The 20,777-nt window shown below is 57.8% G+C and carries 21 protein-coding genes; 20 read left to right on the plus strand and 1 reads right to left on the minus strand.

The window, feature by feature from the left end:
• Window positions 1-49 precede the first annotated feature (49 nt).
• The 6 genes from QNH99_RS08800 (at window position 50) to QNH99_RS08825 (ending at window position 6,489) form a co-directional block, all read left to right on the plus strand.
• Window positions 50-1,381 carry an NAD(P)/FAD-dependent oxidoreductase gene (locus QNH99_RS08800; protein WP_145394102.1) on the plus strand — a complete coding sequence of 444 codons (1,332 nt, stop codon included), beginning with the start codon at window positions 50-52 and terminating at the stop codon, window positions 1,379-1,381.
• Window positions 1,382-1,391: 10 nt separating this feature from the next.
• The gene (locus QNH99_RS08805; RefSeq protein WP_410517570.1) at window positions 1,392-2,234 is read left to right on the plus strand and encodes a GNAT family N-acetyltransferase; all 843 of its coding nucleotides are present in this window, start codon (window positions 1,392-1,394) and stop codon (window positions 2,232-2,234) included.
• Window positions 2,234-3,160, plus strand: coding sequence for a 2-hydroxyacid dehydrogenase (locus tag QNH99_RS08810; RefSeq protein ID WP_256852342.1), 927 nt, complete (start codon window positions 2,234-2,236; stop codon window positions 3,158-3,160). Before QNH99_RS08805 ends, QNH99_RS08810 begins: the two co-directional genes overlap by 1 nt.
• A gap of 1 nt (window position 3,161) precedes the next feature.
• A complete protein-coding gene (locus tag QNH99_RS08815) occupies window positions 3,162-4,295 on the plus strand; it encodes a M20 aminoacylase family protein (RefSeq protein WP_218995691.1) in 1,134 nt (377 codons plus the stop codon).
• A gap of 113 nt (window positions 4,296-4,408) precedes the next feature.
• Window positions 4,409-5,725 (plus strand): 4-aminobutyrate--2-oxoglutarate transaminase, encoded by a 1,317-nt coding sequence (gene gabT, locus QNH99_RS08820; RefSeq protein ID WP_063880095.1) that lies wholly within the window; start codon window positions 4,409-4,411, stop codon window positions 5,723-5,725.
• Window positions 5,726-5,976: 251 nt separating this feature from the next.
• Window positions 5,977-6,489 carry an Lrp/AsnC family transcriptional regulator gene (locus tag QNH99_RS08825; protein WP_096010760.1) on the plus strand — a complete coding sequence of 171 codons (513 nt, stop codon included), beginning with the start codon at window positions 5,977-5,979 and terminating at the stop codon, window positions 6,487-6,489.
• A gap of 67 nt (window positions 6,490-6,556) precedes the next feature.
• Here QNH99_RS08825 and QNH99_RS08830 read toward each other — a convergent pair whose 3' ends face one another.
• Window positions 6,557-8,482 (minus strand): phosphatase PAP2 family protein, encoded by a 1,926-nt coding sequence (locus QNH99_RS08830; protein ID WP_410517571.1) that lies wholly within the window; start codon window positions 8,480-8,482, stop codon window positions 6,557-6,559.
• Between the two features lie 494 nt (window positions 8,483-8,976).
• Here QNH99_RS08830 and QNH99_RS08835 point away from each other — a divergent pair, with 494 nt between their 5' ends.
• From QNH99_RS08835 to phnD, 14 genes are all read left to right on the plus strand, one after another.
• Window positions 8,977-10,281: a purine-cytosine permease family protein gene (locus tag QNH99_RS08835; protein ID WP_063880093.1), complete on the plus strand. Its 1,305-nt coding sequence runs from the start codon at window positions 8,977-8,979 to the stop codon at window positions 10,279-10,281.
• The gene (locus QNH99_RS08840; protein WP_063880092.1) at window positions 10,274-10,963 is read left to right on the plus strand and encodes a cysteine hydrolase family protein; all 690 of its coding nucleotides are present in this window, start codon (window positions 10,274-10,276) and stop codon (window positions 10,961-10,963) included. The genes QNH99_RS08835 and QNH99_RS08840 overlap by 8 nt, the downstream gene beginning before the upstream one ends.
• Window positions 10,964-11,127: 164 nt before the next feature.
• On the plus strand, window positions 11,128-11,841 hold the full coding sequence (gene phnF, locus QNH99_RS08845) for a phosphonate metabolism transcriptional regulator PhnF (protein WP_063880091.1): 714 nt from the start codon (window positions 11,128-11,130) through the stop codon (window positions 11,839-11,841).
• Window positions 11,841-12,290 carry a phosphonate C-P lyase system protein PhnG gene (gene phnG / locus QNH99_RS08850; protein WP_063880090.1) on the plus strand — a complete coding sequence of 150 codons (450 nt, stop codon included), beginning with the start codon at window positions 11,841-11,843 and terminating at the stop codon, window positions 12,288-12,290. Before phnF ends, phnG begins: the two co-directional genes overlap by 1 nt.
• Window positions 12,287-12,871, plus strand: a complete 585-nt coding sequence (gene phnH, locus QNH99_RS08855) for a phosphonate C-P lyase system protein PhnH (RefSeq protein ID WP_218995694.1) — start codon at window positions 12,287-12,289, stop codon at window positions 12,869-12,871. The genes phnG and phnH overlap by 4 nt, the downstream gene beginning before the upstream one ends.
• The gene (locus QNH99_RS08860) at window positions 12,862-13,938 is read left to right on the plus strand and encodes a carbon-phosphorus lyase complex subunit PhnI (RefSeq protein ID WP_172897205.1); all 1,077 of its coding nucleotides are present in this window, start codon (window positions 12,862-12,864) and stop codon (window positions 13,936-13,938) included. Before phnH ends, QNH99_RS08860 begins: the two co-directional genes overlap by 10 nt.
• The gene (locus tag QNH99_RS08865) at window positions 13,931-14,779 is read left to right on the plus strand and encodes an alpha-D-ribose 1-methylphosphonate 5-phosphate C-P-lyase PhnJ (RefSeq protein ID WP_013026274.1); all 849 of its coding nucleotides are present in this window, start codon (window positions 13,931-13,933) and stop codon (window positions 14,777-14,779) included. The genes QNH99_RS08860 and QNH99_RS08865 overlap by 8 nt, the downstream gene beginning before the upstream one ends.
• Entirely contained in the window at window positions 14,769-15,530 is a 762-nt protein-coding gene (phnK, locus tag QNH99_RS08870) for a phosphonate C-P lyase system protein PhnK (protein ID WP_063880087.1), read from the plus strand. The genes QNH99_RS08865 and phnK overlap by 11 nt, the downstream gene beginning before the upstream one ends.
• Window positions 15,531-16,250 carry a phosphonate C-P lyase system protein PhnL gene (gene phnL / locus QNH99_RS08875; protein ID WP_410517572.1) on the plus strand — a complete coding sequence of 240 codons (720 nt, stop codon included), beginning with the start codon at window positions 15,531-15,533 and terminating at the stop codon, window positions 16,248-16,250.
• Entirely contained in the window at window positions 16,247-17,383 is a 1,137-nt protein-coding gene (gene phnM, locus QNH99_RS08880; protein ID WP_410517573.1) for an alpha-D-ribose 1-methylphosphonate 5-triphosphate diphosphatase, read from the plus strand. The genes phnL and phnM overlap by 4 nt, the downstream gene beginning before the upstream one ends.
• The gene (phnN, locus tag QNH99_RS08885) at window positions 17,383-17,919 is read left to right on the plus strand and encodes a ribose 1,5-bisphosphokinase (protein ID WP_410517574.1); all 537 of its coding nucleotides are present in this window, start codon (window positions 17,383-17,385) and stop codon (window positions 17,917-17,919) included. The genes phnM and phnN overlap by 1 nt, the downstream gene beginning before the upstream one ends.
• On the plus strand, window positions 17,916-18,686 hold the full coding sequence (gene phnP / locus QNH99_RS08890) for a phosphonate metabolism protein PhnP (protein ID WP_063880083.1): 771 nt from the start codon (window positions 17,916-17,918) through the stop codon (window positions 18,684-18,686). Before phnN ends, phnP begins: the two co-directional genes overlap by 4 nt.
• Window positions 18,687-18,875: 189 nt before the next feature.
• A complete protein-coding gene (phnC, locus tag QNH99_RS08895; protein ID WP_063880082.1) occupies window positions 18,876-19,706 on the plus strand; it encodes a phosphonate ABC transporter ATP-binding protein in 831 nt (276 codons plus the stop codon).
• Window positions 19,707-19,731: 25 nt separating this feature from the next.
• Complete coding sequence (gene phnD, locus QNH99_RS08900; protein ID WP_410517575.1) at window positions 19,732-20,661, plus strand: phosphonate ABC transporter substrate-binding protein; 930 nt, start codon at window positions 19,732-19,734, stop codon at window positions 20,659-20,661.
• Window positions 20,662-20,777: the final 116 nt, after the last annotated feature.

Here is a 20,777-nt window from a genome sequence, read left to right on the forward strand (position 1 = left end):
ATGAGCGTCATGGCACCGGCAAACAAACAGATTAAGAGGTGGCTACGCCATGCCCGCACCGATTCGTTACGTACAGGACAGCAGTGATTTCCCGGCGTCCGCCGATGTGGTGGTGATTGGTGCCGGTATTGCGGGGGCCGCCGCCACCTGGGAACTGGCAAAAAAAGGATTGAAGGTGGTGCTGATCGAGAAGGGGCTGGTCGGCGCCGAGCAGTCGAGCCGCAACTGGGGCTGGTGCCGTCAGCAGAATCGTGACGAGCGCGAACTGCCGCTGGTGATTGAAGCCTTACGCGGCTGGGAAGAACTTAGCATTGAAACCGGGGAAGAGCTGGGCTTTCGTCGCAGCGGTCTGGTCTATGCTACCCGCAATGAAGCAGATATTGCGGCCTGGGATAAGTGGGGCCAGATGGCCAAACAGTACGGCGTGCGCAGCGATATCCTGAATGCTCAGCAGGCGAAAGCCATGACGCCAGGCAGTACCACAAACTGGCTGGGCGGCGTTTCCGCCCCGGCGGATGGTGCGGCTGAACCTAAACTGGCTGCACCGGGCATTGTGATTGGCGCGCAAAAAAAAGGCGCGCTGGTTTTCCAGCAGTGCGCAGTGCGCGGGCTGGATATTTCAGCCGGGCGCGTCAGCGGAGTCATAACGGAACGCGGCCTGATCAAAACCACCCGGGTGATCTGTGCGGCGGGCGCCTGGACCTCGATGTTTTGCCGTCGGCACGGTATTGATTTGCCGCTGGGGAACGTCATTGGCACCGCCTTCCGTACCCACCCGATTGAGCAGGCTATCGCCGTCCCTTTTTATACCGAAAGCTTTGCCTGTCGACCGCAGATGGATGGCAGCTATACCGTTTCCGTATCGGGCCGCGGGCGGCTTGAACCCGGTGCGCAGGGGATTCGTTACCTGCGACAGTTTTATCCCACGTTTAAAAGTCGGCGTAAAAATCTTACCCTGAATCTGGGGGTGAAGCCGTTCTTTAATGGCCCTGAGGCGATGGGCCGCTGGGATCTGGATGCGATTTCACCTTTCGAGCGGATGCGTATTCTGGACCCCGCTGCCGATGCCTGGGTCGTGGAAAGCGGACTTGCGGCAATGCGGCGTGAATTTCCTGCGCTGGCAAACCTGAAAGTCGCCCAGGCCTGGGGCGGGATGATTGACAGTACGCCGGACGCGATTCCGGTCATTTCAACGGTGGCAAAACTGCCAGGCCTGGTGTTGTCGGCAGGATTCAGTGCCCACGGTTTTGGGATTGGTCCCGGTGCGGGCCGCCTGGCGGCTCAACTGGCGACAGACTCCACGCCGGTGGTCGATCCCACGCCTTATCGCTACAGCCGTTTTATCGACGGCAGCGGACTTGATGCACCCGGCATGATGTAAGGAAAGCAAAATGACAGTTGATATTCGTACCATGACGACCGAAGACATTCCCCAGGTTTACGCGATGAGCCAGGCGCTGAACTGGCCGCACCGCCATGAAGACTGGGCCATCGGCATGCAGCTCGGCGAAGGCGTGGTCATTGAAGAGCAGGGCGAAGTAATAGGCAGTGCGATTCTCTGGCGCTGGGGCGACAAGGCGGCGACCATCGGTCTGGTGATTGTCGCGAATCAGCACCAGGGGTGTGGGCTGGGCAAGCAGTTGATGCTGGCCTTATTAGAGAAAGTGCCCGGTTATAACGTGCGTCTGCACGCGACGGAGATGGGTAAGGGCTTGTATGAAAAACTCGGCTTTGTTACCTGCGGTAAGATCCTACAGTACCAAACGCCTGCCCTGAACGCGTTACCCAGAGTGGAGATTCCGGCTGGATTGACGCTGCGCAGCGCCACCCCTGACGATCGGGATGCGCTGGTGCAGATGGAACAGGCCGCCCACGGGCTTTTCCGCCCGGCGCTGGTGGAACATCTGATTACCGACAATCAGACCATTATCTTGCAGGATGACCAGCAAACCCCTCAGGGTTATGCCAGCCTGCGGCGCTTTGGTCGTGGCTGGGTCATTGGACCCGTTATTGCACAGGATTTTCCGGTTGCCCAGGCGCTAACCGCCGCGCTGATGCAGAGCCTGAAGGGCGAATATCTGCGCATGGATACGGATGCCGCGCTGCCGCTGGCCGCCTGGCTGGAGAGCCTGGGCCTGACAAACGTTGACGCGCCGATCACGATGGTGCGCGGTGACGTCTGGGTGCCACAAGGCATGCAGGCATTTGGGCTGATGACGCAGGCAATGGCCTGATGCACATCGTTTATAAATCGGAGCCACAGCGCGGCCTGCACTGGCAGCGTTGGCTGGCTGAGCACGCGCCCGATATTCATTTACACCTCTGGCCGGAGACCGGCGATGCGGATCAGGTTGATGCGCTGGTCGCCTGGCTGCCGCCCGATAACCTTGCAGACCGTTTTCCCAATCTGAAAATCCTGTTTTCCGTAGGGGCCGGAGCGGAACAGTTTGACCTGTCCACGCTGCCGTCACATATCCCGCTGGTCAGAACGATTGAACCCGGCCTGACGCAGGGCATGGTGGAGTACATCACCTTTGCGGTGTTGGGATTACATCGTGATATGCCACGCTATTTTCAGCAGCAACGGCATCAGCAATGGCAGGCGCATCTGGCTATTCCCGCCGGTCAGCGCCGCGTCGGGATCATGGGACTGGGCGAACTGGGCCGCGCGGCACTGGCCCAGCTTCAGGCGATGGGGTTTGACTGCGGCGGCTGGAGCCGTACACCGCATCTTATCCCGGACGTGCCGTGCTGGCATGGTGACGATCAGCTGCCCGACTTTCTCGCCCGCAGCGATATTCTGGTGTGCCTGCTACCGCTGACGCCCAGTACTCAGGGGCGACTAAATGCCGGGCTGTTCAGCCAACTGCCAACTGGTGCTGCACTGGTGCAGGCCGGGCGCGGTCCTCAGCTTAATCATCAGGATCTGCTGGATGCGCTCGACAGCGGCCAGTTACGGGCGGCGGTGATTGATGTAACCGATCCTGAACCTCTGCCTTCCGATCATGCATTCTGGACGCATCCCGCAATCTGGCTCACGCCGCACATCGCCAGCCAGACGCAAAACGACAGCGCGATCAGCGCACTGCTGGCCAATCTGCGTCGCTTTCAGCGTGGTGAACCGTTGCACGGCGTCGTTGATCGTTCACGAGGATATTGAGATGGACCATTTAGTGGCGTTGCGCCGCGATCTACACCGTAATCCTGAACTGGGTTTCCATGAACAGCGAACCAGCGATATTGTCGCGCGTTTTCTACAGGATTTAGGCATTGAGGTGCATCGGGAAATCGGCAAAACGGGCGTAGTGGGCGTGCTGAAGAAAGGCAACGGCTCACGCATGATTGGGCTGCGGGCCGATATGGATGCGCTTCCCATGCAGGACAAAGGCGAGGTGCCCTGGACCAGTCTGGTAGCGAACCACAGTCATGCCTGTGGCCACGACGGTCACACCACCATGCTGCTGGGCGCGGCGGAAAAACTGGCGCGTGAGGTTGAGTTCAGCGGCACTGTCTGCTTTATCTTTCAGCCGGCAGAAGAGGGCCTGGCAGGCGCGAAGGCCATGATTGACGACGGTCTGTTTCAGCGCTTCCCCTGTGATGCAGTGTTTGCCCTGCATAACTGGCCTGAATTACCCCTGGGTGAAATTCAGACCCGGCCCGGTGCCATTATGGCCGCGGCAGACCGGTTTGATATCACTGTCAAAGGCGCGGGCGGTCATGCCGCACAGCCGCATCTGACGCACGATACGTTGTTAGCCGTCAGTGAACTGGTGGTGCAGTTAAACACGCTGGTTTCCCGGGCGCTCGATCCCTGCGAACCGGCTTTGCTGACGGTGACGCGAATGCAGGGTGGTTTTTCCCACAATATGATCCCTGCGGAAGCCAACATCACCGGTACGGTGCGCACTTTTAACCCGGCAGCGCAGGATATTATTGAATCCCGGCTGCGGCAGATGGCGGAACACATTACGGCGGCGCACGGGTTACAGGCCGAGGTGAACTATTTGCGTTATTACCCGGCCACCATCAACAATGAATCTGAGGCGACTCAGGCCCTGGCGGCCTTGCAGGCGGCGGGCATGACAACCCAACTGGCGCGCCAGCCTGCACTCACCTCGGAAGATTTTGCCTTTATGTTACAGGCAAAGCCCGGTGCCTATGTATGGATAGGATCGGCCCCCAGCAAGCCGCTTCATCATGCCGCCTATGACTTTAACGACGCGCTGATACCGCATGGCATCCAGGCGTTGATTACCCTGGCCTGCCACGGGCTGGGAACAACATTTACTCGCTGAAACCCGTGGGATTTTGACACGAAATGCCGCTGCTGACGGAATTACGGCAGCGTTATTGCCCCACAGATTGCGATACTTAAGCCAATCGAACACGACGTGGATGAGGTATAAAAATGCAGAATGTCCTGGCAGAGCAGCAAACCTATGCGGACAACAGCCAGTTGCTGGATGTCCGAGATCATAATGTGCCGCGCGGCATTGTTACCGCTCATCCGCTGGTGATTGAGCGAGCCAAAGGCAGTGAAGTGTGGGATGTAGAAGGCAATCGCTATCTGGATTTTGTCGGCGGCATTGGCGTGCTTAACGTGGGCCACAACCATCCGGCTGTGGTTAACGCTGTAACCCGCCAGCTGGGCCTGGTATCGCACGCCTGTTTTCAGGTGGTGGCCTATCCGGGATATATCGAACTGGCGCAGCGTCTGAATAAGCTGGTGGGCGGGGACGAACACTATAAGAGCGTGTTTTTCACCAGCGGTGCAGAAGCGGTGGAGAATGCGGTTAAAATTGCCCGTTCTTATACGCAACGACCCGGCATCATCGCCTTTGACGGCGCCTTCCACGGACGTACTTTGCTTGGCGTCACCTTGACGGGGATGTCCGCGCCTTACAAACAAAATTTTGGCCCTTTCCCTGGCGATGTTTATCGTCTGCCGTTCCCGAACCCGTTGCACGGCGTGACGGAAGCGGACTGCCTGAAAGCGCTGGACCAACTGTTTGCGGTGCAGATTCTGCCGGAGCGCGTGGCTGCGATTATCATTGAGCCAGTGCAGGGCGATGGCGGCTTCCTGCCCGCCGGACCGGCATTTATGCAGGCGTTGCGTCGCATCACGACTCAACACGGTATTATGCTGATCTGTGATGAAATCCAGACCGGTTTTGGTCGTACGGGCAGCATGTTTGCCTTCCAGCAACTCGGCATTAAGCCTGATATGGTGACGATGGCGAAAAGTCTGGCGGGTGGCCTGCCGATTTCCGGTGTGGTGGGCAAAGCCGAAGTGATGGACGGCCCGGCACCGGGCGGACTTGGCGGCACCTATGGCGGTAATGCGCTGGCCTGTGCAGCGGCACTGGCGGTGCTTGACGTGTTTGAGCAAGAAAACCTGCTGGCGCGTTCCTGTCAGTTGGGTGAGCAGTTGAATCAACGTTTGCGTCAGCTTGCAGATAAATATGCCTGCATCGGTGACGTGCGCGGCGTGGGCTTTATGCAGGCAGTAGAAATTCTGGATGTGGACACCCACAAACCCGACAGCGCGCTGACGCAAAAGATCCTCGACAGCGCCTGTCAGGAAGGGCTGCTGCTGATTAAATGCGGCTTACACCGTAATACGATTCGCTTCCTTGCACCGTTAGTGACCACCGATTCGCAACTTGAAGAGGCACTGCATATTTTTGATATTGCCCTGGCGCGTGCGACTGGACGCTTAGGATAGCCGCTCTCCCTCATTGAACAGGCAACAGCCCGGTATCGCGGCCAGCGGGGCCGCCACCGGGTTCAACGCTGGCGCAATTTTTGCAAAGCGTGACAGACCGGGGTTTTTTTGTGTTACAAAAAAATAGCGTACTTGTTATTTTAAAGTGGCGTATTTTAAGTATCTATAAAAGTGCGCTTTACGCTTGTGTACACAGAGTAGCTCTGGGTAGTAGCGAACATCCAGTACAGCTGTAAACAATGAGGGGTGCTATGAACGGCTTAATGAAACTCGATCGCATCGATATCAATATTCTGGTGCAACTACAAAAAGATGGCCGTATCAGCAACGTTAATCTCGCCGATGCAGTAGGACTTTCCCCGAGTCCTTGCCTGCAACGGGTTAAACGGCTTGAGCAGGCCGGTTTTATTACCGGCTATGAAGCACACGTCAATCTCACCAAAATTACCGACTCTGTCACGGTGTTTACCGAAGTGACGCTGAACGGACACCGGCGCGAAGACTTTATGAAGTTTGAAGCCGCCATGCGTGACGTTGACGAACTCATGGAATGTCACTTAATTACCGGGGGTTACGATTACCTGTTGCGCTTTATTACCCGCAGCATTGAGCATTATCAGGATGTGATTGAGAAGATGCTGGATGCGCAAATTGGCATCGATAAGTACTTCAGCTATATCGTGATTAAATCACCCGTGATGAAAAGCAGTGTGCCGTTACGCTCATTGATCAGTAAACATAACCCGATGGAGTTCGGCGTGTAATTTTCGGCCCGGCGCGCAGAAGCCTGGCAAGCCCATCCTCTGCGCGCCTTGCCACCCGTACTCAGGATCAGAGCAGTTTAATACTGATTCGCGTAGCGGAGCTGACAGGCTGAGCCTGATAGCCCTCGACAATAATGCGACCAAAGTGGGCTGCATTTGAGCCCGCCTCAATCAACGGAATCAGCGTGCCTGCTTTGGGGTGATAACCCTTAACAAACTTCACTAACAGCGTGCCGCCTGCAACCAATGGCCCCTTCACGTTGAGACGACCTCCGCCCTGACCATCGATATCCAGTTCAAGAGTTGCCTGAGGCCGCGCCGAATATTGTTTAACGCGCACCGGGGTGGCCGCAGCAATACGCACGCTGCCGGCGTTGCCCACATAAACTTCACCCACGCCCAGGGCGCTGGCTGAACCGGCCTCCAGCACGCCACCTTCAATTTCAGTGCCGCCGCTGTAGCGATTTGCACCCAGTAGCCGCAGCGTACCTGAACCCTGTAAGGTCAGTTTTCCCAGGCCGCCAATCGCATTCCGCCAGCTGTCGGCCTGATTAAAACCGCCTTTCTCAGCATCCATCATCACCTGCACATTCCCGGTAAACTGACCATATCCGTCGGCAGCCGCCACGATATTCAGACGTCCCCAACCTTCGGCATCATCCAGGATCGGGTAACCCGATGACAGCGCGGTGGTTTTTAACACCACGCGGCGCTGCATGGCACTCAGATAGGGAAAACGGGTTTCCAGTAGAATCTCGGCACCTTTGGGCACCACCGCTGGACGATGGCGGGACGCGATGGGGGCAAAGCCAAACGTCATGCGCCGAAGGGCACTGGCACGGTTAAGGGTAGGATCGGCGAAGCGGTCGGCACTGAGCGGCGCGGCGTGAGCGTATTGCAGAAAGGTGCTGGGTTGTGTATCGGTGCGTTGCCATAATGCCTGATGCGCCTGTTTGTACGCGCGTTGTGCATCTTCATGATATGCCGTCAGATTTGCGGTGGTAACGGCCAGCGCGAACATGCGTCCGCCCATAACATCCAAAGGCGAATGCATCCCGGCGACGATCCGGCTTTCGCCCAACTCCATCCCGCGGCTGACCATCTCCTGGTAGCGCTCCGGCACCAGCCACGCCATGGTCAGGGCATCTCTGACCGCCTCCGCTGTGTGTCCGCTGATAAATCCGCCATCGGTAGCGGGCGTAGGGCTTTCTGCGGGCACAAGGGCAGGCACCACCGCCACCTCTGAACGCCAGCGGTAGGGACGGGCGTATTTATAGAAACGTTTTGCCGGTTCCGTAGAGGCGTTGTTACCCATTTCATTGAGAAAATCCACCACCTCACCGAAGTCGCGATTGCCGTCATGGCTGCCCGTGCCGGTGTTGTTTCCCTTGTCGTTATACAGCACCGTCGTGGCATCAGCGGGAATCTGCGTGATGGTGGTGACCTGCTGAGCGGCACTGCGCCATGCCGCGGTCAGCGGACCCAGGCCGTCCGTGACGCTATAGCCTTTGGCTCGACGATCGTCAAAGTAGGCCGCCTCGGCCTGGGCTGCCGTACGCTGGCGGGTCGCCGTAACCACATACTGAACATTCGCCGCCAGTACCTGATGATTAAGTATCATGCCGCAGACGGGGGCCTTACCGGGCAGGCCAGTGCAATCAGAGGGCGTAATCGCCGCAAAACAATCACGAGCCGGTGCCGAAATCCCCGCATCCACCTTGAGCGTACGCGGACGCCACAGGGCCAGAAAGCCGGACACCACGCGCACGCCGGCATTCGTCTCCAGCGTGGCAAAGCGCGCATCCCCGCGTTGGTTGGTGGCGATGCTGTCAACAAAAGCCGGCACCTTTGCCGCAGGCGCGCTATCGGTAAATCCGGGGTCAGCGGGCGGTGCAGGCAGCGCGGCCGAAGTCCGTGCGCTGCTCACAACAGGCGCCGCAATCATGCCTGAAAAAAGCGCCAGAAAAGTGCCAAAACGGATAACAGCAGACATGATAAAAGCCTTCGACAAGAATAATGGGCGACTATTGTGGTCGCCGGGCGTGAAGGGCGCATGACAACGCAGTGACATTCTGATGTGCTTTTCGCTTTCCAGATGAGATTCAAAAGTTTCCCATTTATCGTGCATCACCGCCCCATCAGCGTGCCAGAAACCGCCGTACCGCAACGGGTAAGGTGCCGCGTCTTATCATAAGTATTCGATCTTGTATCCCAGCCCGTATCCAGACGGACATCCGCGCGTGCCAACGCGGGAGGGACGATTCCTGGCATGCTTCATGCACTTCTTATCGGGTTAAAAATACCGGTAAGACAACATGCGTGGAAAAGGGTTAACAGCCCGGTAAGGCGGCAGTACATCACCACGCAATGCAATGACAGTCGCCAGCGCGACGGCACCTGTGCCGCCATAAAGATGGCGAGTACAGGATGAACGTCAGTGCCCCAGCGCGCCTGTCCGTGGATTCACCTTAACCAGGAATTTTTGCCATGAAAAAACAGGCTTCCCCAACGTTAGAGCAGGAGTTTGAGCACGAACCCGTGCCGCTGTCGCATCGCCATCCGACCCGCTCGGTTTCTGCGGTCTGGTTTGGTTTCCCCATGATCCTCACCAATGCGCTGTTTGGCGGCATCATTACCTGGCACCTTGGCTTTTGGCCTGCGTTGCTGGCGATTGTGATGGGCAATCTGGTGCTGTTTGCCTATGTCGGCGCACTAAGCTGGTTTGCGGGCAATACCGGGATGAATTTTGCCCTGCAGGCGAAAAGGACCTTCGGCAGCAAAGGCTATATCCTCGTGTCCGGCTTTCTGTCGACCGTGGTTATCGGCTGGTACGCCTTCCAGACGGGATTGACCGGGACGGTGATTCATCAGACCTTTGGCTGGAATGCCCTGTCGGTGACGGCATTTGCCATGGTGCTGTTTACGGCCGTGACCTTTCTGGGCGTGCGTGCCCTGTCCGTGCTGGGCATGATTGCTGCGCCAATGTTTGTGATTTTAGGGTTTGTCGCGCTGTATTTCGTCGGGCAGACACATGATTTTTCTAGCATGTTTCACTGGAAGGGCAGCCCCACGGTGGCGGGAGCCATGAGCATGGGCACGGCGGTCACCATGGTGGTGGCGGGGTTTGCCGATTCCGGCACCATGACTGCCGATTTCACCCGCTGGTCGAAGAGTGGCCGTGCTGCGGTCATCGCCGCCTTTTCCGCGTTCCCGGTCGCAAACCTGATCGCCTATCTGTTTGGCGTGATTATTGTCTCGGTCGGCGCGGCGGTGGACCCGCTGACCAACGGCGGCAATTTCCTGCCCATGTTGATGGGGCATGGTGAGATTTTAACCGTGGTGGCTTTCCTGTTTGTGTTCATCAATCTTGGCTCGGTGTGTACGCACTGTCTTTATAACGGTGCGGTAGGCTTCAGCCATCTTTTTAACAGCAAGATGCGCCGCTGGACGCTGATTCTCGGTGCCATCGGCGGTCTGCTGGCGCTGGCGGGCGTTTGGACCTATTTCCTGGCATGGCTGAGCCTGCTGGGCGTGGTGGTGCCACCGTTTGGTGCGGTCATGATTGTTGATCTGATTTTTATGGCGAAGCTGAGTGAACAGCGCCCGGCGCAACGGTTTCACGGTGCCGCCTTTGCGGCCTGGGCGCTGGGAAGCCTGTGCGCGGTCATCGCGCATCTGGCCTTTCCCCAGTTTGGCGAAGCGGTCATCGGCCTGGTGACGGCGGCACTGAGCTATACCCTGATTATCAAATTACGTTCCCCGACGCCGCGAATGGAGAAGAACAATGCCTGAGTACAGTGTGAATTCCACCCCCTATGCCTGGCCGTTTGATGGCCATTTTAGTGCCGCTGATACGGCGCTACTCGTCATCGATATGCAGATCGATTTTTGTGGCGCGGGCGGCTACGTTGACACCATGGGCTACGATATTGGCCTTACGCGCGCGCCTGTCGAACCGCTTAAGGTGTTGCTGGCCCGCATGCGTGCGCTGCATTTTCCCGTCATTCACACACGGGAAGGGCATCGCCCGGATCTCAGCGATCTGCCTGCCAATAAACGCTGGCGGTCGGGCAGGATGAATGCAGAAATTGGCAGCCCAGGACCGTGCGGTCGTATCCTGGTGCGCGGTGAGCCGGGCTGGGAGATTATCCCGGAACTGGCACCGCTGCCGGGCGAAGTGATCATCGATAAGCCCGGTAAAGGCTCTTTCTATGCAACAGATCTTGAGCTGGTGTTACGCAGTCGCGGTATCCGCAATTTGATTATTACCGGTATTACGACGGATGTGTGTGTGCATACCACCTTGCGTGAGGCCAACGATCGCGGCTATGAGTGCCTGGTCTTATCCGACTGCTGTGCCGCCACTGAGCGACATCATCATGAAGCCGCCCTGAGCATGATTCATATGCAGGGCGGTATCTTTGGCGCGGTCGCCACCTCGGCGGCACTGCTGGATAGCCTGGGCCAGCCCTGAAGGACCTGTCTGCCAGCCTGTTGCCCTGTACGCGACAGGCTGGCGCGAATTCATGTTTACGTCACCGTCTCGTCACCTCGCTGTCATCTGATCCCGTCAGTCTGTTTCCATCCCGCAGCACCTTCGCTGCGAAATCCCTCTACTGATGTGAGGATTTAATTGTGATGGAGTTATCCAGACATCCGACCACTGTGTATCAGGCTGTCGCAGCGCAACTGGAGCAGGCTGTTCAGGAACGCTACCGCAGTGGTGACTATTTACCCTCCGAGCAGCAACTGGCCGATCACTATGCGGTAAACCGCCATACGCTGCGTCGGGCGGTCGACGAGCTGGTCAATAAAGGCCTGCTGCAACGCCGCCACGGTGTTGGGATTTTGGTGTTGATGCGCCCCTACGACTATCCGCTGCATGCCCAGGCCCGCTTCAGCCAAAACCTGATGGAGCAGGGCAGCGATCCCACCAGTGAACGTCTGCTGGCGGTGCTGCGCCCGGCCAGTGCCGATGTGGCCGCGGCACTTGGGGTGAGCGAAGGCAATGACGTGATCCACCTGCGTACTCTGCGCCGTGTAAATGGTCTGCCGGTCTGTCTGATCAATCACTTTCTTGCCGATCTCAGCTGGTGGCCGCAGCTGCAACGCTTCAACAGCGGTTCACTCCATGACTTTCTGCAGCACCATACCGGCAAGCAGCTGGTGCGCAGCCAGACGCGTATCAGCACCCGCCGGGCGCAGGCAAAAGAGTGTAAACAGTTGGAAATCGCGCTGCATTCCCCGCTGTTGTGCGTGCGTACCCTGAATAAAACCACCGATGGCGCGATGGCGGAATACTCCGTCAGCCTGACCCGTGGCGACATGATCGAACTGACTCTGGAGCACTAATGAAACAGCAAACGGCCCGCCAGCACTGGCTTTCGGTGTTGGCTCACAGCAGCGCAGCCGAGCTTGACGCGCACTGGCAGCCGCTCAACCTCAAGCCTGAATTTACCCTGATTCGTCCGGCTGAAATTGGCCTGACGCGCCTGCAGGCCCGCATGGGCGCTACCGGCAAGCGTTTTGTGGTCGGCGATGCCACCGTGACGCGCGCAGTCGTGCGGCTTAACGATGGCACCCTGGGTTACAGCTACCTGCTCGGGCGGGATAAAGCCCATGCCGAACGTTGTGCGCTGATGGATGCCCTGTTGCAGCAGACAGAAACCGGTGAACTGCTGCAGGAAAAAATTATTACCCCGCTGGCGGCCTCACGTGAAGAGCAGCGTCAGCTGCGCGCACGTGAAATTGCCAGCAGCAAAGTGGACTTCTTTACGCTGGTACGCGGAGACAATGAATGACTTTACTGGCAAGTTTTAATCATCCGGTTGCGGATGCGCAGCACGCCTTTCGCCGCATTCTGAAAGCCATGAGCGAGCCGGGCGTGATGGTTTCCCTGCCGCTGCAACAGGGCTGGGGCGCACTTTCGCCTGCCGCCACCGCCGTGCTGCTGACGTTGGTCGATCAGGAAAGCCCGCTATGGCTGGACCCGCAGGTGGATAATCAACAGCTGCGCGACAACCTGCGTTTTCATACCGGCGCTCCCATTACCGACAGCAACGATGCGGCCTTTGCATTAAGCCACGCCGACGCTCAACCCAATCCAGGCGACTTCGCCGCGGGTGACAACCTGGCACCGGAAAAAAGCACCACGCTGATTATTGAAGTGCCCTCGCTAAACGGTGGCCTGCCGCTGCGATTGTCGGGGCCAGGGCTGCGTGAAGCCCGCGCCATTGCGCCACAGCTGCCAGAAAGCGTGCTCGAATACCTGCGCGCCCGGCCCCATCCGTTTCCTCAGGGCGTCGACCTGATTTTCACCTGTGGCGAAGCGATGATGGCGGTGCCACGCACAACAAATGTTGAGGTGTGCTCATGTACGTAGCGGTGAAAGGGGGCGAAAAAGCCATTGCGAATGCCCACCATCTGCAGGCCGACTTGCGCCGGGGCGATCGCGCCGTAGCGGAGCTCTCCTGCGATCAGATTGCACAGCAGCTTGGGCTGGCGGTGGATCGCGTGATGACGGAAGGCGGGATTTACGATCCCTTGCTGGCGGCGTTGGCGATTAAACAGGCCAGCGGTGACCTGGTTGAGGCGATTTTCCTGCTGCGTGCTTATCGCACGACCTTACCGCGTCTGGCACAAAGCACGCCGTTAGCCACCAGCAGCATGCGGATTGAGCGGCGTATCTCGGCTGTGTATAAGGACTTACCCGGCGGCCAGGTTTTAGGCCCGACCTACGACTACAGCCACCGCCTGCTGGATTTTACCCTGATGGCTAACGGGGAAACGCCGCTTCCGCCGCGAAGCGAGCAGGCACTGCCTGAGCACTGTCCGCATATGTTCAGCATGATGAGCGACGAAGGCTTAGCACAGAGTGAAAGCGACGACGGTAGCGAACCGACGGATATCACCCGCGAGCCAATGGGGTTTCCCGCTTCGCGCGCCGCGCGGCTGCAACAGTTGGTGCGCGGTGATGAAGGTTTTTTGCTCTCTCTGGGCTACTCCACTCAGCGTGGCTATGGGCGAACCCACCCGTTTGCCGGTGAAATCCGCACCGGCTATGTCAGCGTCAGCGTTTGCCCGGAAGAGCTGGGATTTGAACTGGAAATTGGCGAAATGCTGCTGACCGAGTGTGAAATGGTCAACGGATTTACCCACGACGGTGAAAGCGCACCGCACTTCACGCGCGGCTATGGCCTGGTATTTGGTCGGGCAGAGCGTAAAGCCATGTCCATGGCGCTGGTGGATCGCGCGTTACAGACCCGCGAGCACAATGAACGTATCACCAGTCCGGCTCAGGATGAGGAGTTTGTGCTGTCCCATGCGGATAACGTCGAAGCCGCGGGATTTGTTTCCCACTTAAAACTGCCGCACTACGTCGATTTCCAGGCCGAACTGGAACTGCTGAAACGTCTGCGCCAGGACTATCAGGAGCAGCAAAATGGCTGAGCTCAGCGGCTATAATAACGGTTACCTCGACGAACAAACCAAACGCACGATTCGCCGCGCCATCTTAAAAGCCGTCGCGATTCCGGGCTATCAGGTGCCGTTTGCCGGACGTGAAATGCCCATGCCTTACGGCTGGGGCACGGGCGGGATTCAAATCACCGCCAGCGTGATTGGTGATAAAGATGTGCTGAAAGTCATCGACCAGGGCGCGGACGATACCACCAACGCCGTTTCTATTCGCCGTTTCTTCCAACGGGTCAGTGGGGCCGCCACCACCGAACGCACGGTCGATGCCACCCTGATCCAGACGCGCCACCGTATTCCCGAAACGCCGCTGGAGGAAGATCAGATTCTGATTTTCCAGGTGCCGATTCCTGAGCCGCTGCGTTTTATTGAGCCGCGCGAAACGGAAACCCGCACCATGCATGCGCTGGAAGAGTACGGCATCATGCAGGTCAAACTGTATGAAGATATCGCCCGCTTCGGTCATATCGCCACCACCTATGCCTATCCGGTGAAGGTCAACGATCGCTATGTGATGGACCCGTCGCCGATTCCCAAATTTGATAACCCGAAAATGCACATGATGCCGGCGCTGCAGCTGTTTGGTGCCGGACGCGAGAAGCGCATCTATGCCTTGCCGCCCTATACCAAAGTCGAAAGCCTCGACTTCGACGATCATCCCTTCACCGTGCAGCAGTGGGACGAACCCTGTGCGCTGTGCGGATCGCGCCACAGCTACCTGGATGAGGTGGTGATGGACGATCAGGGAACGCGAATGTTTGTGTGCTCAGATACCGATTTTTGCCACCAGCAGCAGGAACAACAACATGCACAGTGAACAACCGCTGCTCGCGGTCAATAACCTCACCCACCTTTATGCACCGGGAAAAGGCTTCGAGGAGGTCAGCTTTGATCTCTATCCGGGCGAGGTGCTGGGGATTGTGGGGGAGTCGGGTTCCGGCAAAACCACCTTGCTGCGCAGCCTGTCTGCCCGGCTGGTGCCGCAGGCGGGCGAGATTCATTACCTGCAGCGCGATCTCTATCAGATGAGTGAAAGCGACCGTCGCCGGTTACTGCGTACCGAATGGGGCGTGGTACACCAGCATCCGCTGGAAGGATTACGTCCTCAGGTCACGGCGGGCGGCAATATCGGTGAGCGTCTGATGGCTGTCGGCCACCGTCACTATGGTGATATCCGTGCAGAAGCCAGCCACTGGCTACAGGCGGTAGAAATCGCGGCTAACCGTATCGATGATCTTCCCACCACCTTCTCCGGGGGCATGCAGCAGCGTCTGCAAATCGCCCGCAATTTAGTGACCCAGCCGAAACTGGTGTTTATGGATGAACCGACAGGCGGGCTGGACGTCTCGGTGCAGGCGCGGCTGCTGGACCTGCTGCGTACCCTGGTACGTGAACTGAATCTGGCGGTGATCATCGTGACGCACGATCTGGGCGTGGCGCGCCTGCTGGCTCATCGGCTGCTGGTCATGAAGCAGGGCCGGGTGGTGGAAAGTGGGTTAACCGATCGCGTACTGGATGATCCGCATCATCCTTATACACAACTGCTGGTTTCATCGGTGCTTAACTAAATGGCGACAGCGACAATGAAGACGCAACTGCGCGTGGAAAATTTGTGCAAAACCTTTGTCCTGCACAATCAGAACGGTGCGGCACTGCCGGTATTGCAGGATGACAGCCTCGATGTCAGTGAGGGGGAATGCGTGGTACTGCATGGGCATTCTGGCAGCGGTAAATCCACGCTGCTGCGTGCCCTGTATGGCAACTATCAGGCCAACAGCGGCAGTATTTGGGTACAGCATCAGGGCGAATGGGTGGATATGGCGCAGGCGCCAGCCCGTCAGATTATCGCGATTCGCCGCGATACCATCGGCTGGGTCAGTCAGTTTCTGCGCGTTATTCCCCGCGTACCAACGCTGGAAATCGTCATGCAGCCCTTGCTGGAGCGCGGCGCTGAACGCGGCTTCTGTGAAGCGCGCGCCAAAGACCTGCTGACCCGGCTTAACGTACCGGAACGTCTCTGGGCCCTTGCGCCCTCGACCTTCTCCGGTGGGGAGCAGCAGCGCGTCAATATCGCCCGGGGTTTTATCGCCGATTATCCGGTGCTGCTGTTGGATGAACCGACGGCATCGCTCGACAGCGTTAACAGCGCGGCGGTGGTAAGCCTGATCGAACAGGCGCGTGAGCGCGGTGCGGCGATTGTGGGGATTTTTCATGATGAAGCGGTGCGGGAACGTGTGGCGGACCGCCTGCACGTGATGCAGCCCTTCACGACAGGGGCAGAAGCATGATCATCAATTATGTAAAGCTGGTGCTGGAAAATGAAGTCGTAGCGGGATCGCTGGAGTTTCGTGAAGACCGTATTACCAACTTTAGCGAAACGACCAGCCAGCTTGCCAGCGCGCTGGATGGCGAAGGCGCGTATCTGTTGCCCGGCCTGGTGGAGCTGCACACGGACAACCTGGATAAGTTTTTCACCCCGCGTCCTAAAGTCGACTGGCCGGCACACTCGGCCATGAGCAGCCATGACGCGCTGATGGTGGCCAGCGGCATCACCACGGTGCTGGATGCTATCGGCGTGGGCGATGTGCGCGATGGCGGTCACCGTCTGGACAACCTCAGCAAAATGATTGGAGCTATTCGCGACAGTAATCGCAAGGGGCTAAACCGCGCCGAGCATTTATTACATCTGCGCTGCGAGCTGCCGCACCACACAACGCTGCCGCTGTTTGAGGCGCTGATCTCGTCACCGGAGCTGTCGCTGGTGTCGTTGATGGACCATTCACCGGGACAGCGCCAGTACGCATCGCTGGAAAAGTATCGCGAGTACTATCAGGGAAAATATCAGCTTAATGATGAGCAGATGGATGAGTTTGAGCGCGATCAGCTGGCGCTGGCCAAAGCCTGGTCACAGCCTAACCGTCTGGCGATTGCCGCGCTGTGCCGTGAGCATGGCATCGCCATTGCCAGTCACGATGACGCCACCGAAGCGCACGTGGAAGAGTCACACGGCGTGGGCAGCGCGATAGCCGAGTTTCCCACCACGCTGGAGGCGGCGAAGGCGTCCCGCTACCGCAATATGCAGGTGTTGATGGGCGCGCCGAATATCGTGCGGGGCGGCTCGCACTCCGGCAACGTTGCCGCCTGGGAGCTGGCGTCACACGGGATGTTGGATATCCTGTCATCGGACTATTATCCCGGCAGCCTGCTGGATGCGGCGTTCCGCCTGGCGGCAGATGAGCGTAACGCGCTGTCTCTGCCGCAAACTATTGCGCTGGTGACCTGTAATCCGGCCCGGGCGCTGGGGCTGGAAGATCGTGGCGTAATTACTGAAGGCTGCCGCGCCGATCTGGTGCTGGCGCATACCCAACATGGTCATCCCCATATTCGCCATGTGTGGAGTAAAGGTCGGCAGGTGTACTGATGGCCCGGTTTATCTGGCTAACAGGTCCCTCCGGCTCAGGGAAAGACAGCCTGCTGGACCTGCTGCGCGAGGCACCGCCTGATGGCCTGCTGATTGCGCACCGCTACATTACGCGCCCCCACGATGTGGGGGGAGAAAACCATGTTGCCCTGACGGAAGCGGAGTTTATCCGGCGCGAGGCGCTGGGTTTATTTGCCGTTAGCTGGCAGGCCCACGGTTTTCGCTACGGCATCGGGCGTGAAATTGATAGCTGGCTTGAATGCGGGCAAAACGTGCTGGTAAACGGGTCCCGGCAGCATCTGGAACAGGTGCGCGCGCGTTACGGCGCGCAGCTGTTACCGGTGTGCATTGAGGTTTCCCCGTCGGTGCTGGCCGCGCGTTTACGGCAGCGCGGACGCGAAAATGAAGAGGCGATCGCCCAACGCCTGGCTCGCGCTGCGCAGCATCAACCAGAGGGCTGTTTGCGGCTGAATAACGATGGCGCGCTGGCGGATACCGTGCAACAGTTACGCCAGCTGCTGGCGCTGTCGCCATGAAACTGACCTTTCTCGGTACCGGCGGCGTGACGGGGGCACCGGTGTTCGGTTGTGACTGTCACGCCTGTTTACGCGCCCGCCAGCAGCCACGTTATAAACGTGCGCCCTGTAGCGCCCTGATTGAAGCCGGTCAGGCGCGTATTTTACTGGACGCGGGCTTGCCCCTGCTGGCCGAACGTTTCCAGCCGGGTGACATTAACCGGATTTTGCTGACTCACTATCATATGGATCACGTGCAGGGATTATTCACCCTGCGCTGGGGCGAAGGCAACGCTATTCCCGTCTGGGGGCCGCCGGATGAGAAGGGCTGTGACGATCTGTTCAAACATCCCGGACTGCTGGATTTCCGTCCATCCCTCACCCCTTTTGTGGCGGAGTCGTTCGGTGCGTTGCGGGTGACGGCACTGCCGCTGCAGCACTCCCGGCTGACGCACGGCTATCTGTTTGACTGGTATGGATCGCGTCTGGCCTGGCTGTGCGATACCTGCGGTCTGCCGCCCGATACAGCGGATTTTCTGCGCGGACAGACGCTGGATCACCTGGTGGTGGACTGTAACGATCCGCCCGGACAGGGTGGGCGAAATCATAACGATCTCACCGCAGCGCTGAAAATCATCGATGAACTGAAACCCCATCAGGCCTGGCTGATTCATTTGAGTCATCACATGGATAACTGGCTGGCAGAGCACGCCTTGCCTGCTCAGGTGCGCGCGGCTTACGACGGTTTGTCGTTGTCTCTCGGTGCCGATTTGCCTGTCACAGTTTAATCATCTAACCGTAATACAGCCTTCATCCCCCATGTTCTTAATATAGCGGTCTCTCGTCAGATTCCTGCGGCGTGAGCAACAGACGCAAGATAATGACGCACGCCAACCAGCACCGACCAGCGATATAACGTCAACTCTGGATTCGGAGGGCGGGCGTACAGAACGTAAACTGTAACAGCGGAGTACATCATGGCACAGGCACTGCTTAAAACTGTGGTCGATAACGTCACGTCATTGACCCATTCAGGCGGGCAAAAAGTGTTGTCTGTTCAGGGATTGAGCAAAGCATACGCTAACAATAAGGTGCTCGATAACGTCAGTTTCGATTTGCATGCGGGCGAATTAGTGGCGGTAATAGGTCGCTCTGGCGCAGGCAAATCGACGCTGCTGCATATGCTCAATGGCACCATTTCCGCCTCACAGGGCGCGATTATCAGTCTGCACCACGGCGAGGCCGATCGGAATGTGGTGAATCTCAGCAGTCGGCAGATGCGTGAGTGGCGCACCCAGTGCGGCATGATTTTTCAGGATTTTTGCCTGGTGCCCCGGCTTGATGTGCTGACCAACGTATTGCTTGGCCGCCTCAGCCAGACGTCCACGCTGAAATCCTTTTTCAAAATCTTCTCTGACGCCGATCGCGCCCGCGCCATTCAACTGCTTGAGTGGATGAATATGCTGCCCCAGGCGTTGCAGCGCGCCGAGAACCTCTCCGGCGGCCAAATGCAACGCGTGGCGATTTGCCGTGCACTGATGCAGAACCCAAAAATTCTGTTGGCGGATGAACCTGTCGCGTCGCTGGACCCTAAAAATACCACCCGCATTATGGATGTGTTGCGTCAGGTCAGCGGTCAGGGCATCAGCGTGATGGTGAACCTGCACTCGATTGAGCTGGTAAAAAGTTACTGCACGCGCGTCATTGGTATTCAGCGTGGTGTGGTGTTGTTTGACGGTCATCCTTCTGAACTCACCGACGGCCTGCTGCATCAGCTGTACGGTGACGAACTGAACCAGATCCACTAACTATCACAGCAAGAGAACAATGCTAATGAAAATGAGATCTTTCGCTTTATTGACTACAGCACTGATTACCTTTGGCGTTAATGCAGCGGACGCACCGAAAGAACTGAATCTGGGTATCCTGGGTGGTCAGAATGCGACGCAGCAGATTGGTGATAACCAGTGTGTTAAATCGTTCTTCGATAAAGAGCTGAACGTGGATACCAAAATCCGCAACTCTTCCGACTATTCAGGCGTGATCCAGGGGCTGCTGGGCGGCAAAGTGGATCTGGTATTGAGCATGTCTCCCTCCTCGTACGCGTCCGTCTACATTCAGGACCCCAAGGCCGTTGATTTAGTGGGTATCGTTGTGGATGACAAAGATCAGTCTCGCGGTTACCACTCCGTGGTGATTGTGAAAGCCGACAGCCCCTACAAGAAGCTGGAAGATCTGAAAGGCAAATCCTTTGGTATGGCCGATCCGGATTCAACCTCGGGCTTCCTCGTGCCAAACCAGGCCTTTAAGAAGATGTTTGGCGGCACGATTGACAATAAATACAACAACTTCTTTTCAAGCGTGACCTTCTCCGGCGGTCATGAGCAGGACATTCTGGGTGTGCTGAATAATCAGTTTGACGGCGCGGTGACCTGGACATCCATGGTCGGTGATTACAACACCGGTTACACATCGGGTGCGTTTGGCCGACTGATCCGTATGGACCATCCCGATCTGATGAAGCAGATTCGCATCATCTGGCAATCGCCGTTGATTCCTAACGGTCCAATTCTGGTGAGCAATAAACTGCCAGCAGACTTTAAAGAGAAAGTGGTTGCGGCAATTAAAAAGCTGGATAAAACCGATCACGCCTGTTTCGTTAAAGCCGTGGGCGGCGCGCAGCACATTGGCAAAACCTCTGTTGCTGACTTTCAGAACATCATTGATATGAAACGCGAGCTGATGAAAGGCGCGCGCGGCTAACGGCAGGGCAGTGAGCTTTCCGTCCTCGTGCCGCCTCCAGCAAGGCAGGCGGCACGAGACAGCCGACGGGCTTGTCTGCACGTCAACCTTTCCAGGATGGCTTTGCCACACCTCAA

This window comes from Pantoea allii, from assembly GCF_046529425.1.
Lineage (GTDB): Bacteria > Pseudomonadota > Gammaproteobacteria > Enterobacterales > Enterobacteriaceae > Pantoea > Pantoea allii.